Below are 16,555 nucleotides of genomic sequence, written 5' to 3'. Positions count from 1 at the left end.
TTTTGTTTGAAAAATAGTAAGAAGATGAGATAGAAGTATCTTACTCCTACAGGAGAACACTTCTATCTCATCTTCTTTTAGATTATTCGGTCACTTACATTGTTTCTTTTTATTAAATAAGACAAGTAATAGCAGACCGAGTAACAAGAGGACGCTTCCTCCCAACACCCAATCGTCATTCTTTGTATCATTTGTTTTTGGTAATTTCTTTTCTAGATGCTTACTTTGTTGTGTTAGTTGTTTCGTTACGGGTTTCTTTAGTTTTGTTGGTTCGGTCGGCGTTTTAGGATCTGTCGGGTTCTTTGGTTCGGTTGGTTTTTTTGGTTCAGTCGGTTTCTTATACGTATTAGTTATCGTCGTACCTTCGATCGTTGTTTCATAGTTTTCAACTGGAATCTCTGACACTGTATACTCATAGGTATCCCCTTTTTCATCATACTTCGGTAACTCCGTAAAGGTATAGAGCCACTTGCCTGTCTGGTCTGGTTTGACTGTTGTCTCTTTTATCACTTCGCCATTTTGACGCAACTGTACCGTGATACTTTCCGGACGAGTGTTGAATTTATTTTCATAATCCTCCCAGTGTTTTTCTCCAGTAAGCTCTGTTGTTTCCGTATTTCTATACGTGTTGGTTATCGTCGTACCTTCAATCGCTGTTTCATAGTTTTCAACTGGAATCTCTGACACTGTATACTCATAGGTATCCCCTTTTTCATCATACTTCGGTAACTCCGTAAAGGTATAGAGCCACTTGCCTGTCTGGTCTGGTTTGACTGTTGTTTCTTTTATCACTTCGCCATTTTGACGGAGCTGTACTGTAATATTCTCTGGACGAGTGTTGAATTTATTTTCATAATCCTCCCAGTGTTTTTCTCCAGTAAGCTCTGTTGGTTCCGTATTTCTATACGTGTTGGTTATCGTCATACCTTCGATCGTTGCTTCATAATTTTCAACTGGTACCTCTGTCACCGTGTACTCATAGGCATCGCCTTTTTCATCATACTTCGGTAACTCCGTAAAGGTGTAGAGCCAGTCACCTGTCTGATCTGGTTTGACTGTTGTCTCTTTTATCACCTCGCCATTTTGACGCAGCCGTACCGTGATACTTTCTGGACGAGTCTCAAATTTATTCTGATAATCCTCCCAAAGCTTTTGCCCTTGTACCTGTGTGGTTTCCGTATTCGTATAAGTGTTTGTAATTGTCCACCCATCCACTGAGGTTTCATAATTTTTTACAGCCTCTTCCTCCACACGATACTCATAAGGAACCGAAAACTCATCTGTTACAAACAATTCATCAAAGGTAAATGTCCATTCTCCGTCCCTTTCTTTGACTTCCTTTGTATCAAAGAGAACATCATTTCTGTACAAATGGACTGTGATGGAATCTGGTCGCGTTTGGAACTTATTGTGATAATCCTTCCAAATTTTTTCCCCATCTATCTGCATCGTTTTGCGTTTGTTTTTGATTGCTTCTAGTGGTACCGCCAGTTTTACAAATCCCTGATCATCTTTTTCTACGGTAAATGTATAGGCAGTCTTTGATAGGCGATAACCCGTTGGTGCAGTGACTTCTTTGGTTTTATACTCCCCTGGACTCAACCCAACCACTTCGACAATTCCTTCTTTATTGGAAGTTAATGCATCTTTTGTCGACTGGTGAATGTCATTTTCTTTATCAACCCACTCCACCATTCCTTTTTCATTCAATCCATTGTAAAATTGTCCTTCTTCATTCACCACAACGAAAACGGCCCCTTTCACAGGCGTATTCGCATCAGCATCCACTTTTTTAAACGCAATTCTGGCACGCTCATTTGCAATCTCAACCTCTTGGAAGATAGAGGTTTCTGTTTCTTCCTCCAAAGTAAGTTTCTTCCCTTTCGCCAGTTCTTCACTCACCGTATACCCTTCTGGTGCATTGGTTTCAAATAAAAGGTATGTGTAATTCGCTCGTAGATTACCAAATTTAAGCTCTCCTTTTTCATCGGTCACGCCAGAGCGAATAAGCTGCTGCTTATTTCCGTTACTGTCTGTTGACCACAGCTCTAGTGAAGCACCTTTGATAGGTTTTGATGTGTCCTTATCGACTTTTACCAAGGTAACAGAAGCTTTTGATCCTGTGGCACTTCCTCCAGAAACAATCACTTTCACTGTGGAAGGAACGTCTTCATGAATTAATTTTTCATTGCTCGCTTTTATCGCTATTTTATTTGTCAGCTCATCTGTAGCTTTTCCAGAATTAATCAACGAACGATATTCGATAATATAAGAAGTTTCGATTGTCTGAGTAAATAAAATAGTCGCTACTTGCTTGCCTGTTTCGCTATCTGTTTTAATCTCAACTGTAAAGTCTTTGCCTTTTTGAAGTACATCATTGGTTCTTGTAATCGTGCCATCCGTAGAAACCGTTGTTTTATAAATAGAAATTGATTGTTCATCCAAAACCTGATTTGGAGATGGCTCATCCACTACCGTTACTTCACTCAACGTTGATTGTGAAGGATTCACGGTTACTTGCCATATGACATAATTCGCATTTTCTGGATCTTGTTGCCCTGATTTCAATGCAAGCTTTCCACTATCTTTTGGTGTAACCGATGCCTCAACGACTCGTGTAAGATTCCCATTTGTATAGGTCGCTTCATTCTTATAGCTTCCTTGAATATACTTTCCTTTCAGAGTCGTTCGAAAAACCAATGCATAAGCTGTGGTTCCATCAGGTAATTCAGCTGTAACAGTCTTGCCTTCTAGAGTTGTTCTTCCCTGCACTTCTTTTCCTAATGAAATCCGCCCATTTGAAGAGATCGTTACCTCATACAAAGTTGCCGAGTCTTTCACATATTCTTGATCTCCTATAATCGGATCAACAATTGTCGCATTTTTTAATTCATCTTGGTTATAATTTACAATCGTCATCCACGTGATTTCTTTGCTTTGGGCGTTATAAGAGCCTCCTTTTGTTGCATCAATTACATAATTTGTATCCACCGGTACTTCTTTTGTGACCGTCGTCTCATGTGCATCTCCAGTTGTATCCTCCCAATAAGAAACCGCCTTATTAGAGAACTTCCCCTGTCTTCTTTCAAAATCAGTCTGATACGTAAGGACGTAGGTCTTCTCTGTTCCTTTGGCTAATTCTCCTATAAAAGCCACATCAAAGGTGTTGTCTGTATGGCTTATCGTATAATCTGTATCCTTTACTAATTGTCCACCCGATTTTTCTGATAACTTAAACGATTCAGGAAGAAAGGTCAATCCCTCACTCATTGTATCCGTTAGATGCCAACCAATCATTTCATAATTAAAGCGATTGATTTCAATTGTCCAGTTTATTTTTCTTGTGTTATAGTCCACGGTAGCTGATTTAATTAGCCCATCTGTTTTCAATGTGCCTGAGCTATTCGTCTTATAACCATCTGAGGTAACGACTTCATTCAGCAGCTTTTTCTCTTCTTCTGCTAAGCTTCCATCAACGATCTTTATAAATTTGGTTTTGTAATCGATGGTAACAAAGTGATTCAAGCCATCAGGAAATGTAATCGTCAGGTCTTTTCCTGAAATGACCTGTTCATAGTCCTCTCCCAAAGTCAAAACAGTTCCCTTATCGTCCTTTACAACGATTGATCCCTCTACGAACTCGAGAAAGTCATTTTTTAGCGTGTCTTTTACATAATACCCAGGTGCAAGATTTTTACTTCCTGCATTTAGTTTAATTTGCCACGAATAGATCTGCCCTGAACCATTGTTCTCCACTTTCGGTGGTGTTTTTTCTAAAAGCTTGCCATAAGTTGTAGTTACTGTCGCATCTGCTGTATAATCCGTGTGCCCATCGTTTAAGGTTGCTCTATTTTTAAACGTGACTCCCCCCCCCTCAAAAGGGATGGCTGAATCTTTGACTAAAGTGTCGTAAACTAATCGAAATGAGGCTGCTGTTTTAGCATATCTATTACTAAATGTGACCATCTTTGTTTGTGCATCGTACAGATAATCTTCCCCTTCAACAAGCGCTATCTCACCAACACTTATTCGCCCGTCAAGACTTACTGATTGCGGATAGATAGTTAGCTTTGTTAGCTCTAAACCTTCAGGTAAAGGATCTTTGACTGTCGCATTCGTCATTTGTGTTAAACTTGTATTAACAGATACTTCCCAACGAACAGACTTTTTATCTGCACTAAACGCACCTTGCTTGCTGATTGCGTTCCCTCCTTTAGGAATCACATGAATATTAACGAGCTGTTCACCTCCATCAATTGGAATTTTAATTGTGGTATCTCCTGCATTACTCTCTTCTTTTAACTCTTGACTATAAGTTGTTTGTCCTGATATATCATTTTCTTCTTCCACTTTTTTATTAAATGTCCATCGAATTTTTCCATCAGTAGTTACTTCATAGGTTCCGTATACGTCACCAGATGTTGAAACAAGATTTCCAGATACGGGATTAATTTTAATAGTTTCAGGAAGCGAAAATTCGATATAGTCTCCTGCTTGAATCATACGTTCATCTAATAAGTGCTGCGGAATCTGCCAACCATATTGAAATGAAATTAACGCTTCTGCTGGGACTAATTCTTTTGTGTAATCAATCTCCTTTCCCTCATGTGTTACTTTAAATCCGACTGATTGAATAAACTTATCTCCTGTTTGAAATAGGCTGACTAAGTTTATCGCCTCACGTTTTGCTTGTACTTTCTCTTTTTTCTTGATAGGTGGCTGTACGGTCTCTTTAGACTCTGCCGGCGCTACCGACTCTGCTGTTTCTGAGATGTCCTGTTTGCTTTCTTCTGTTTCCATTTTGGATGCTACTTTTGTTGAGAAAGCTGTGGTTTCTTTTGTCCTCTCACTAGTTGAGCTATCTTCTTTCTTTGAAAGTAAAACCGACATCGTTTTCCCTTCATTTTCAAAGATAATTTCCTTATCTTCACTTACTGGATCGACCTGTACAACGATTTTCGCTTCTCCAGAAGATTTTCCAGGTATATTCAGTTGAAGATCGTGTTGATTTATCCTAGCAGATACTCCAGTTACATCTTCTATTTTATTTACGTTCATCGCGGTATTTGTATGAATTATCGCAGATTGAGCTACTTCATTCATATTATTATAATCAACAATCAAAAAAATTAAATACCCCTCTGACTCCCCGTTCTTTTCAAAGGAAATGTCCTTCATACTTATTAAAGGATTTGTATCTTCCATAGTTTCTTGCGCCAGCGCTACAACTGGGGAAACAATTGCTTGAAAAATTAGTAATCCAAGCATTAACAGGGAATAGCATCTTTTCATCCATTTATCCATTGTTAACTCCTCCTTATCCATTTCGTATATACAAAAATAAAGTACATACATACTTCATTTTATGAAGAAGCTATGGATAAGTTAGTGTCAAAAAAAGACTAGCAGTTAGCTAGTAATTGGCCTTCAATTTAGACAAAACGAAAGTAACCACGTGAGGATAAAGATTTAACTTATTTATCTATCATTTTTTTTAATTCCTAAAAAATTAAAAACACTTTCGTTATTTAAAATAACTAATACAAACACTTGATGAAAAGCCTATTCTTATGCTTTTTTTAATGCATAATAGTTTATTCTTTCATTATGCTATGTGATAATATAAAGAATTCCAGCTACTAAATGTTCGAATTCTATAACTATGTTAGTTCATTTTTGAGCATGTCTATTTTAAAAGATAACGGTTTTTATTGGAATAATTATCATATAATGTGGGTTGAACATTACATTTCAACGAGAAGAATTAGGAGTTGATAAGTATTTTTGGCTTAAGCATTTATTCACTGATGAAGTTGGATATCCTATATATTTTGGAAAATCAAACGGATTTCATTTCAACAAACCAATTGCAAATGCTCTTGGGCTACTCGAATATGTATTTAGTAAAAAAGAATCTCCGCGAATTGAAGGAGGATATTCAAGAATTCTACGAGAATGAAGAAGTCCTATTAGTTATCAGTCATCATAACGGCATTAAACTTATTCATGAAAGTGATCACTTACATCCGTTTATTATTGATTTCTTAAGTAAGGATATTGCAATAGAGCTCCTTATGCTCCTTTTATTCACAAGAGATGTCTCTACTGAAAATTTTTGTGAAACCTACTACATAAGTGAGTCTTCTTTAAGAAGAAAAGTAAAAGAAATAAATCAGCACCTTGCCTTTTATCACTTAAAGATTACGCTTTCAAGAAAAATACGCCTTGTAGGTCCGGAGAATAAAATACGTCTTGTTACATTTGCCTTGTTGTTTTTTATTTACCGAACACCAGAAATGATGCACGAAATTCCAGAGTACGAGGACCTTCAATCACTAACACACCAACTGAATGATTATTTGAATGTTCGTGACTCTGCTATGCAACGAGAGATCTTATTTTTTATTATTTTATCATATGTTCTTTCCATCAAAAGAGGAGCTCCTTATTATCCAGAACCAGAGCATGAATTATATTTTGACCATATTGATGTTCTAGACAAACCAGATTTCTTATCAGATTGGTCGTTCTATGACTGGAAACTATTTATTTTATCTGTTCATTGTGCCGATTTACATTCAACATTACTGAACAATTCACAAATTGTGCGATTATTTCAAAAAAACAAATTAACCCGCTGGCAATATTTATTTACACAAAATTTTAGAGAATTAACACAAACAGAGAGCTCCCTTGTGAAAGACAGCCTTATTAGTCAGTTCTTAACCAGAACTTTTTTTATAATGGATAACGAATTATTTGAGCATTTCCATATCATTGATGAAAAAAAAATGAGACAATCTTTTCCTCTTTTCTTCAATCGATTTGAGCTATTTTGGCAGCAGTTTGTTCAAGAATTTCCAGAATCAGATTTTCAGTACCTAAAAACTGTTAATTTTCTTTTTTGCCTACACTTAATGCCTGTAGAATCCATGTTTTTTAGAGTCCATCTCCATATATATGATTTGCCTGATGTATTAAAAACCTATATTCGACTTCAGGTATTTAACCGTTTTGGAGCTAATTTTCATCTTATTTTCGTTGACGAGGCTGCCAAGGCAGATCTAATTTTAGGCACTGTCTCTTCTTATGATATAAAAGTCAGCACTACACCACTATACCTCTGTATAAAGATGAACTTAACCACTTCAGACTATGATCAGATAGAAATAAGCTTATGGCAAATCATTGAGCAGAAAGGACTAGCCAAAACTTCAAAATAAAGATATTAATTAAAGGATAGCTATAAAAAATTGAGAAAACACTTCTTATAAAATTCTGTTCGTAAGCATTTTATAAGAAGAGGATTTTTCTCGTATCGTTTTGTTGTCTCTTCAAAAGACAAACTTCCCTCTATCTTTTTGACAATTATTTACGGACTCTCCCTCCAAGACTACTCTTCCATCGGTTTCGCGGTTGCTCTTCGATAGTTCGCAATTCTCGAAGTCTCAATCGTATGTTCCATATTTTTCTTGAAATTTTTAACAAAAACAGCGGAATACAATATATCAAGAATATGCACAATAGAAGTGTTTGTGGAATATTGTCCTATTTTAGAATACACACTCTCTCTAGTCGCCATATGCAATACAACATCTGCTTGTCTAGTTAACAGGTTTTCTGTTAAACTCGTTATTGCAACGATGGGGATTTTCTTAGACTGAAGTGTTTGCATGATTTCATCCATTTTTTTACTACTTCCACTATAAGAAATGACAATTGCAACTGCTCCTTCCTTCATATTTAATACGTCATAAATATGCTCTCCTTCAAGTGAACTTAATAAAACCGGTTTTTGAATTCGATTCATCTTAAATTGAAATTCTTCTGCCAATAAACTATTAACATTACTTGCAAATCCCTTAACTTCACTAGCATCATTCAACATATCCACAGCGGTTTGTAACGTTTTATACGAAAGCAGCTCAATCGTATCATTCAATGATTCTTTCTTTAGCTCTGTAATTTTATTAGCAATACTTAGAACTGAATCTGTATTATCAAACGGAATATTTAAGTCAATCATATTTGCCTGTCTATCAAAGTAGGTAATCTCTTTTAAAAAGTTTACCTTAAATTCATTCCAACCTGTAAATCCAAGTCTTTGAGCCACTCGTACAAAGGTTGCTGAAGAGGTATAGCTTTCTTTAGACATTTGCTTCAATGTTAAATGATGTACATTATACCCTTGAGACAAAATATAATTCACAGCCTCATCTTCTGAGCTTGAAAAAGTTTGTTCGATTAAATCAATAATTGCAAACAGTGCGAAATTCCCCGATCTAGCGATACATCTTGAAGAGGAACAAATAGTAACTTTCTAATTTAAATGACAGAGGAGAGATAATAGTGAAGCTAAGAGACAATTTTTTATGGGGTGGTGCAACAGCTGCAAACCAATATGAAGGTGGCTATTTAGAGAGTGGAAAAGGACTAACGATTAATGATGTTGAAATGGGGTCTGAACATGAGAAACCACGTGAAATTCACGAGTCTATTCACTCAGAATCCTATTATCCAAGTCACGAAGGAACTGATTTTTATCATAGATATAAAGAAGATATCGCGTTGTTTGCAGAGATGGGCTTTAAAAGCTTTCGTCTCTCCATCTCATGGGCTCGGATTTTTCCTAATGGAGATGACTAAACACCTAACGAAGCTGGATTGCAATTTTATGACAATGTTTTTGATGAATGTCTAAAGTATGGCATCGAGCCAGTTGTTACCTTACATCATTTTGAATTGCCTTTAAATCTTGTGAAAAAATATGGTGCATGGAGAGATAGAAAATTAGTTGAATTATCTGTCCGCTATGCAAAAAAAGTGATGCAACGATACAAACATAAAGTGACTTACTGGTTAACCTTTCATGAGATTAATGCATTATTCATCGCCTCTACTCCTTGGCATATGGCGGGGATTTTATATCAGAAAAATGAAAATAAAGTGAATACGATGTTGCAAGCTGTTCATCATCAATTAGTTGCTAGTGCATTGACTATAATTGAAGGAAAAAAAATTAATCCCAACTTTCAATTCGGCTGCATGCTATTGTATCCTTGTACTTATGCAGCAACTTGTCATCCAGAAGACCAAATCGCAGCTCGGAATAAATTATTACCTACCTTTTATTTTGGCGATGTACATGTTCGAGGAAAATACACGAATACTTGTCTATCTTATATTGAATCATTGGGTGGAGTCATTCGATTTGAATTAGGTGATAAGGCCATTTTATCTGAAGGGATCGTTGATTTTGTTTCATTTAGTTATTATTTCTCAGGTATTGAAGGAATCGGTGGAGATATTGAACAAGCAGAAGGAAATTTATCCAGTGGAGTAAAAAATCCATACTTGGATATGACTGAGTGTGGTTGGCAAATTGATCCCATTGGCTTAAGAAACTCCTTGAACAGTTTATACGACCGTTATCAAATTCCCCTATTCATCGTAAAGAATGGTATCGGTGCAATCGATGAATTAAATGAAGATGGAACCATTGAGGACAGCTACCGAATCGATTATTTAAAAAAACATCTTTTGGCTATGATTGATGTCGTTGAAAAAGACCATGTCGATTTACTTGGCTATCAAGTTTGGGGATCCATTGATATCGTCTCGGCTGGAACTGGCGAGATGCGCAAACGTTATGGATTTATCTACGTTGATAAAGATGATGCAGGACTAGGTACACTCAATCGCTCGAAAAAAGAATCCTTTAATTGGTATAAACAAGTGATTGAAACAAATGTTGATTCTTTGAAGTAGAGCTACTTAATTATTTTCGCTATTCATTTTGTAAAAAAGCAAATCGGTTGTTTTGATAGTACAAATGTAGATTTTTATGGATTTTATTAGATTAAAAGTCTGATCATTGGCTAGTTTAGTGGGATTAAGACCTAATAAAAAGAGGAAACTTCGTCATAAAGTTTCCTCTTTTTATATGTTTTATTCATCTTCTGTTTCTTGTACTTGAGGCTTCAAAATTCCTTGTATACCAATTTCTATTAATTTTTTCTCTAAATATTCTTCCTCAAGTGAGAAAAATGATTCAAGAATCATACCCAAATTCATGCCAGTTACAACGCTTATACGTGAATCCTCCAAAGCTGCCATCGAGGCAACGTTAGCTGGTGTTCCACCCATTAAATCAGCCAAAATGATAATCTTTTTATCTCCTGAAATTTGTTCAAGTATTTTTACTAGTTTAGCTTTTGTTCCATTAATTCCGTCTTCTGGACTCATACAGACTACAGGATAATCAATTTGGTCTCCCAAAATCATCTTTGCTGAGTTCAGCATTTCTTTTGCCATCATTCCATGACTCATCAAAATAAGTTCATTTTTCATTCTTACTCTATCTCATTTCTATAAAATATCTTTTAAATAGGTTTTTTTATCATCAGGAGTCATAACTGTGGTAATCTCAATTCCCGCGTCTAATAGTTTTTCAAAAGCTTGTCGTTCTTCTTCTGTCACACTAATATTAGGTCTTAAAACGGTCGTATGTTTTCTACTAGACATATTCCCTACATTCACATTCTTTAGCAACAGCTGATTGTCCAAAAAAGCCAGTAAGTCTACTGGTGACTTCACGATTAGCAAAACATTTTGTCCTTCATACTTTCCAGCGATTATATTTTTAATTGCTGTTTCTGTAGAAATAATAGAAGAAGCAATTCCTGCTGGGACTGCCATCCGCAAAACTTGTTTTTGAATATCATTATTGGCTACTTCATCATTAACCACCATCAAACGAGTTACGCCTAACTTATTGCTCCACATAGTTGCAACTTGTCCATGAATCAATCGATCGTCTATTCGAATATTATTAATTCCTTTCATTTCCATAATTACTTATCTCCTTTACTTTAAAATTCCTAATGCCGCAAGAATTATCGAGAACACCATTACACCTAGTATTAGATAAATAGGCTTCACATTTTTCTTTAACGCCCAAAAAACGAATCCGACTAAAAGTGCAGGTACTAAACCTGGCATAATTTGGTCAAGTATATCCTGTCCTTTCATTGTAAAATCTCCTTGTTTGAAATTCAAAGCAATCGTTGATTTCACAACTGAGGGAATAAGTGCTCCTACTACCATTAGACCCAAAATAGATGTAGATTCCGTCAAAACTTTCAAGCTCTTTTCAATAGTAGATATAAGCTTCGTTCCCGAGGTATATCCTGCTTTGAATAATGGAATACTTAGCATCTTTAAGGCTACACTTACTGCAATCCATAAAAATATTCCGACAGGGCTCCCATCAATTGCCATATTTGCTGCAATCGCACCAAAAATTGTCCAAGGAATTACGACAAATAGACTATCACCTAATCCTGCTACAGGTCCCATTAAACCAGTTTTAATTGATGTTACGGCTGCTTCGGTATTTTCATCTGCATTTTCTTCCATCGCTACATTGATACCTAAAATATATGGAGCTACCCATGGATTGGTGTTAAAAAATTGTAGGTGATTTAAAACTGCATTTTGTAAAGCTTCTGGTTTATTTTTATAGGCCTTCTTTAAAAATGGCAATACTGCATAACAATAGGCTAAGGCTTGCATTTTCTCATAATTTGAGGAAACAGAACTAGTAAAAAACCATCGCCACAAGACACTATTTTTTGTTTTTTCATCGACATTCGTATTTACTGAATTATTCATCTTCATCCATTCCTCCTACAGTCTGAGTAACCATACTTGATTCTTTACTATTCTTTTTGAATAAAATTAAAGCAATTGCTCCTCCGATTAATGCGACACCCAACAAAGGTACATTCATATAAACAGACAAGACAAATCCGATAACTAAATAGCTAAAATATTCTTTTGCAGGTAAATATCTTAATAACAAACCAATCCCAACTGCTGGAAGTAAGCCACCAGCAACTGTTAAGCCGTTAGTCAACCATTCTGGTGTATGGTCTAATATTGTATTGATTAATGATGGGCCAAAAATAACTGCTAAAGCAACCGGGATACCTGTAGTTGCTGCGGTCAGAAAAACACCAAACATTTGCATCTTTGTAATTGTTCCATAATTTCCTTTTTTCGCTCCTGCTTCTGCTTGATGAACCATCCAAATCCCAATAGTATTGCGAATAACATCCAATTGAACCATGAGTAATGCAACTGGAATCCCTATAGAAATACCAACAGAGGCCTCTTGACCCGTGGTAATTGTAATAAATGTTGCAACAATACTCGCAGTTTGATAATCAGGAATTGATGCTCCACCAAAATTACTTATTCCTAAAGAAAGTAATTGAAGAGTACCTCCAATATAAAGTCCTGTTGTGACATCACCTAAAATTAAACCTGTGACAAACCCTGCAGTTACTGGTTGATACGTGCCAAACATTGTCGAATTTTTTTCAAAATTTATAAAGCATCCATATAATATAATTAACAATAGCTGAAAAATATTTGCTTCCATTTATACTTCCTCCTCAATGGTTTTAACTAATAAATCAAATTTATCTTTTCCTTTTTCTCTTATAAACACAGGTATTTCCGATAAGTTTGCAGTTACTTGAATCGTTTGTCCTCCATCATATGTTTCCTTTGTCCAAAGATTTATCCATGAGTCACCTTTTGGTAGATACACTTCTCGAGCAGTTTCATCATAATTAATTATTGGAGCGACCAATAAATCTGCTCCAAAAAGATACGTATTTTCAACTTCCCATGCATGTAAGTCCTCTGGATACTCATAAAATAGAGTTCTCATTAACGGATCGCCTAAAAGATGAGCTTCTTCCATCAGTTTGGATATATAAGGACGAAGAGCTTCTCGAATTTTTATATATTTGTTTAAAATTCCCTCTACTTCAGCACCATATGACCAAATCTCATTGGGGGCTCCGGTGACCATTGACCCACCACCAGAATTTGATAATGGTTTGCTATGTGGTAATCTGTCTCCGTGCATTCTCAATACAGGTGAAAATACTGCATACTCGAACCATCGAATCAACAACTCTCTAAACTCCGAATCATTTGGATTTCCTCCATGAAATCCTCCAATATCTGTTGTCCACCAAGGAACTCCCGCCATCCCTACGTTCAACCCGGTATTCACTTGATTTCGAAAGGCTTCAAAACTAGAATCAATATCTCCAGACCAAAGCAGTGCGCCATATTTTTGTGCTCCGGCCCACCCTCCTCGAACGAGTGTAACGACTGGCTTCTCATCTGTCAGACCCTCTGATACCATTTTCAAATAATCAATAGGATAAATATTCCCGCACTGCAAATCCGTTCCCTTTTTATATCGGTAATTATCGAAATCATAGACAGAATAGCCTGGTTCCGCAACGTCTAACCAGAAGTAGCGAGCACCTTTATCTACATAATTTTTTTTAATCAAGTTCCAAACATAGTTTCTTGCTTGTTCGTTTGTCATATCCACGAAAACTGTGTTTCCTTGAATTTGCATTGTTAATCTGACCCCACGATTTACTTTTACAAGATAACCATTTTCAAGATATTCATTATAATTTTCTGCATCTGTCTGCACTGTAGGCCAAACAGAAATAATAGGTTCAACTTGATAGGTTTGCTTAAGCTCTTTAATCATTTCTTCAGGGTTCGGCCAATAATCCTCATCAAACCGATATTCTCCTTGCTTTGGCCAATGAAAATAATCAATTGCAATTGTCGAAAGAGGAATTCCTTTTTCTTTATATGTTTTTACAACTTCCATAAGCTCATCTTTTGTTCGATATCTTAGCTTACTTTGCCATAATCCCAAAAGATTATCAGACATTTTGGGGGCTTTTCCAGTTACATTTGAATAATTTCTTAAAATTTCTTTCGGTTCATCACCAGCTGTAATCCAATAATCAATGTAATCAGTCGAATACATTTCCCATCTAGTAATATTTTTGGCAAATGAAACCTCCCCAATTCCTGGGTTGTTCCATAAGAATCCATAACCAATATTTGAAATAAAAAATGGAATAGAAATCTGAGAATTTCTTTGCGCAAGCTCTAAGACCGTATTTTTAAGATCTAAATAGGTCTGTTGATATTGCCCCATCCCATATATTTTTTCTTGAGGATTTGGTTCAAATCTTGTCGTTACTTTAAAATCGTTCGAGTAATTTGATTGATATTCTCTAGATTTCAGCTTTAACGTAGAGTTGAAGTCCTTCGTAATTTCAACTGTTCCAACATCCTCTGCTCCATCATCATGCTTAACTGCACGTAACCGAATATACTCTTTTAATAATACTTCTCCTTTTTCGTTGTAAAACGTCAGCCTGTCACGGTGATCTAGCACAACTCTCATTTTTCCATTGATTAACTCTATGCCGCCTTCTATTTCATTTATGGATACCTTTTCAATTCCTTGTTTACTTTCTTGTGTCAGAGCATTTAAGCGTTCCTTATAATTCATATCTATAAATGAACGGACCCTTACAGCATTTTCTCCCCAAGCTTCTACGATTAACAACTCATCATCGAAAACTCTAGAAAAATACGTTGGATATACATTAATCAAAAATTATTCTCTCCTTACATTCTTGAATCTCATTCAAAGTCAGTCTATTGAAAATTGGTCCTTTAAGCGTTGTCAACATTTTCAAGAGACAAACTTACCTGTTAGATCCTTATTTGTTTACACGATAAACTAATTAAAGAAAAAATAGCTATTTTAAAAGCAGGCCTTTTTAAAATTAAAAAACAATTAGTTCGCACGATAAACTAATTACATGAAAAATATAAAACACTTTCTAAGAAAAGTCAACTATCTATTTTAGATTATTTTGGTATAATAGGTGTTGTATATGGAAACTGATTGTCTCTTATACATTTGTTTAAATAGCTATTCTATTCGTTTTTACTCATAAAAATTTAAAATTGTTTGCATAACAAACTAATTATCCTGATAAGGAGGTATCACCATGATATCTAGTAAATATACAATCCGGGAACAAAATGAAGCAAAGATTCTCAATCAGATAATTAAAAGCGGAGAAATTTCTAGAGCCGAACTTAGTCAAGTTTCTTTTTTAAATAAAGCATCCGTTTCCTCCATTATAAAAAAACTAATTGATGACCATCTTGTCATTGAGCAAAGAATCGGAGAAGCAAATACAAGAGGAAGAAAACCTATTTTGTTAACTTTCAATGCAAAATCTGCTTTAATTATTGGAATTGATTTGGGCTATGATTATATTGACGCAATGATTTCTTATCTTGATGGAAGTGAAATTGCAAGACTCCAGTTTAATGATTTAAAAGTAGATGACAGCAATGTATTTGATTATATTGAATCAATTGTGACTACTTTGAGAAAAGATGAACCCTCTACTTTTCACGGTGTGATTGGCATGACCATTGCAATTCAAGGACAGGTGTTGAATAATACTATCATTACCACTTCCTATTACAGGCTTTCAGAAATGAATCTCATTGAAAAGTTAAACGCCATGTACTCATTTCCCGTTAGTGTTGAAAATGAAGCAAACTTATCTGCTCTAGGTGAGTATACTTTTTCTTCAGAGTTTGAAAACCTAATCTCGATTAGTCTGCATAGTGGAATTGGTGCTGGTATCGTGAAAAATGGGAAACTAGAAATCGGTAATATGGGCTATGCTGGACAGTTAGGTCATATGATTTTATTTCCTGACGGTCGTCCTTGCCCATGTGGGAATTCAGGTTGTCTTGAACAGTATTGCTCGACAAAGGTCATTTATCAGGAAATAAGTGAGAAAAAAAATCTGAAAAAAGTAAACTCTGATGTCGTCGCAGCTTTGTATAATATTGGGGATGCAGATGTCGTAACAATCATTGAAAAATACGCCAACTACCTAACCATTGCGATTAACAACACAATTATGCTCTATGCTCCTGAACTCGTTATTTTAAATAGCACCTTAACAAAAAAGATTCCAAATATTGTGACTATCATTCAATCTTCACTTATTAATCGCTTTACAAAAAAAGTGCATATCCTACAAAGTCCAATTGAATGGAATCCCGTAATTTACGGAGCAATTGCTCATTCAGCACAAGCTTTTTTAAATATAGAGCAGTTAAAACTAGTAAACCATCGTCATATACTCTAGCTTAGCATAAACAGAAAAATAGCTTATTTTGGGAACTAGCTAGCTTAGCAAGTCTTTCTCACATTGAACCAAAAAAAGAAGCCGTCCTCCTTCAAGAATGGCTTCTTTATCTTGTCTCTTATTCTGCAGCGTTTGTGTCTTTGATACCGTATTTTTTGTTGAAACGGTCCACACGTCCATCTGCTTGTGTGAATTTTTGACGTCCAGTGTAAAATGGATGTGAGTCAGAAGTGACTTCGACACGGATTACTGGGTAAGTATTTCCGTCTTCCCATTCAACTGTTTCTTGTGAAGATTTTGTAGAACCTGACAAGAATTTAAAACCAGTTGTTGAGTCCATAAATACTACTGGATGATATTCTGGATGGATATTTTCTTTCATCTTTCGTTCGCTCCTTTGCCCTGAATCATTTGCTGAGTCAGAGTTGATTTGTCGATTTACAACAGTAATATCGTACCATGATTTGTTT

Annotated in this window: 10 protein-coding genes and 1 pseudogene; 3 read left to right on the top strand and 8 right to left on the bottom strand. The window is 35.7% G+C overall.

Annotated elements, in window-relative coordinates; genetic code table 11:
- Positions 1 to 90 precede the first annotated feature (90 nt).
- On the bottom strand, positions 91 to 5,304 hold the full coding sequence (locus I589_RS14435; protein WP_016250110.1) for a Cna B-type domain-containing protein: 5,214 nt from the start codon (positions 5,302 to 5,304) through the stop codon (positions 91 to 93).
- Positions 5,305 to 5,771: 467 nt separating this feature from the next.
- Here I589_RS14435 and I589_RS14430 point away from each other — a divergent pair, with 467 nt between their 5' ends.
- Positions 5,772 to 7,223, top strand: a complete 1,452-nt coding sequence (locus I589_RS14430) for a helix-turn-helix domain-containing protein (RefSeq protein ID WP_010767034.1) — start codon at positions 5,772 to 5,774, stop codon at positions 7,221 to 7,223.
- Between the two features lie 170 nt (positions 7,224 to 7,393).
- Here the strand turns inward: I589_RS14430 and I589_RS14425 are convergent, their stop codons facing one another.
- Positions 7,394 to 8,245 carry a MurR/RpiR family transcriptional regulator gene (locus I589_RS14425; protein ID WP_281169482.1) on the bottom strand — a complete coding sequence of 284 codons (852 nt, stop codon included), beginning with the start codon at positions 8,243 to 8,245 and terminating at the stop codon, positions 7,394 to 7,396.
- A 101-nt stretch (positions 8,246 to 8,346) separates the two neighbouring features.
- On the opposite strand from I589_RS14425, the pseudogene I589_RS14420 reads away from it, so the two are divergent.
- Positions 8,347 to 9,768 (top strand): annotated as a pseudogene (locus tag I589_RS14420) (family 1 glycosylhydrolase).
- A 180-nt stretch (positions 9,769 to 9,948) separates the two neighbouring features.
- Here I589_RS14420 and I589_RS14415 read toward each other — a convergent pair.
- From I589_RS14415 to I589_RS14395, 5 genes are read right to left on the bottom strand one after another with little or no spacing between them, the layout of a single operon-like run.
- On the bottom strand, positions 9,949 to 10,350 hold the full coding sequence (locus I589_RS14415; RefSeq protein ID WP_010767030.1) for a PTS sugar transporter subunit IIA: 402 nt from the start codon (positions 10,348 to 10,350) through the stop codon (positions 9,949 to 9,951).
- Positions 10,351 to 10,368: 18 nt separating this feature from the next.
- Entirely contained in the window at positions 10,369 to 10,851 is a 483-nt protein-coding gene (locus I589_RS14410) for a PTS sugar transporter subunit IIB (RefSeq protein WP_010767029.1), read from the bottom strand.
- A gap of 15 nt (positions 10,852 to 10,866) precedes the next feature.
- Positions 10,867 to 11,679 (bottom strand): PTS system mannose/fructose/sorbose family transporter subunit IID, encoded by an 813-nt coding sequence (locus I589_RS14405; protein ID WP_010767028.1) that lies wholly within the window; start codon positions 11,677 to 11,679, stop codon positions 10,867 to 10,869.
- Positions 11,666 to 12,445: a PTS mannose/fructose/sorbose/N-acetylgalactosamine transporter subunit IIC gene (locus I589_RS14400; protein WP_010767027.1), complete on the bottom strand. Its 780-nt coding sequence runs from the start codon at positions 12,443 to 12,445 to the stop codon at positions 11,666 to 11,668. The genes I589_RS14405 and I589_RS14400 overlap by 14 nt, the downstream gene beginning before the upstream one ends.
- Entirely contained in the window at positions 12,446 to 14,515 is a 2,070-nt protein-coding gene (locus tag I589_RS14395) for a glycoside hydrolase family 31 protein (protein WP_010767026.1), read from the bottom strand.
- A 403-nt stretch (positions 14,516 to 14,918) separates the two neighbouring features.
- Between I589_RS14395 and I589_RS14390 the strand changes: the two genes are divergently transcribed.
- On the top strand, positions 14,919 to 16,085 hold the full coding sequence (locus I589_RS14390; protein WP_010767025.1) for an ROK family protein: 1,167 nt from the start codon (positions 14,919 to 14,921) through the stop codon (positions 16,083 to 16,085).
- A 118-nt stretch (positions 16,086 to 16,203) separates the two neighbouring features.
- On the opposite strand, the gene I589_RS14385 is transcribed toward I589_RS14390, so the two are convergent.
- The gene (locus tag I589_RS14385; protein ID WP_010767024.1) at positions 16,204 to 16,467 is read right to left on the bottom strand and encodes a type B 50S ribosomal protein L31; all 264 of its coding nucleotides are present in this window, start codon (positions 16,465 to 16,467) and stop codon (positions 16,204 to 16,206) included.
- Positions 16,468 to 16,555: the final 88 nt, after the last annotated feature.

The organism is Enterococcus phoeniculicola ATCC BAA-412, from assembly GCF_000407505.1.
Lineage (GTDB): Bacteria > Bacillota > Bacilli > Lactobacillales > Enterococcaceae > Enterococcus_K > Enterococcus_K phoeniculicola.
Note: the sequence above shows the minus strand (reverse complement) of the source record. Positions and strands in the feature narration are given on the sequence as shown.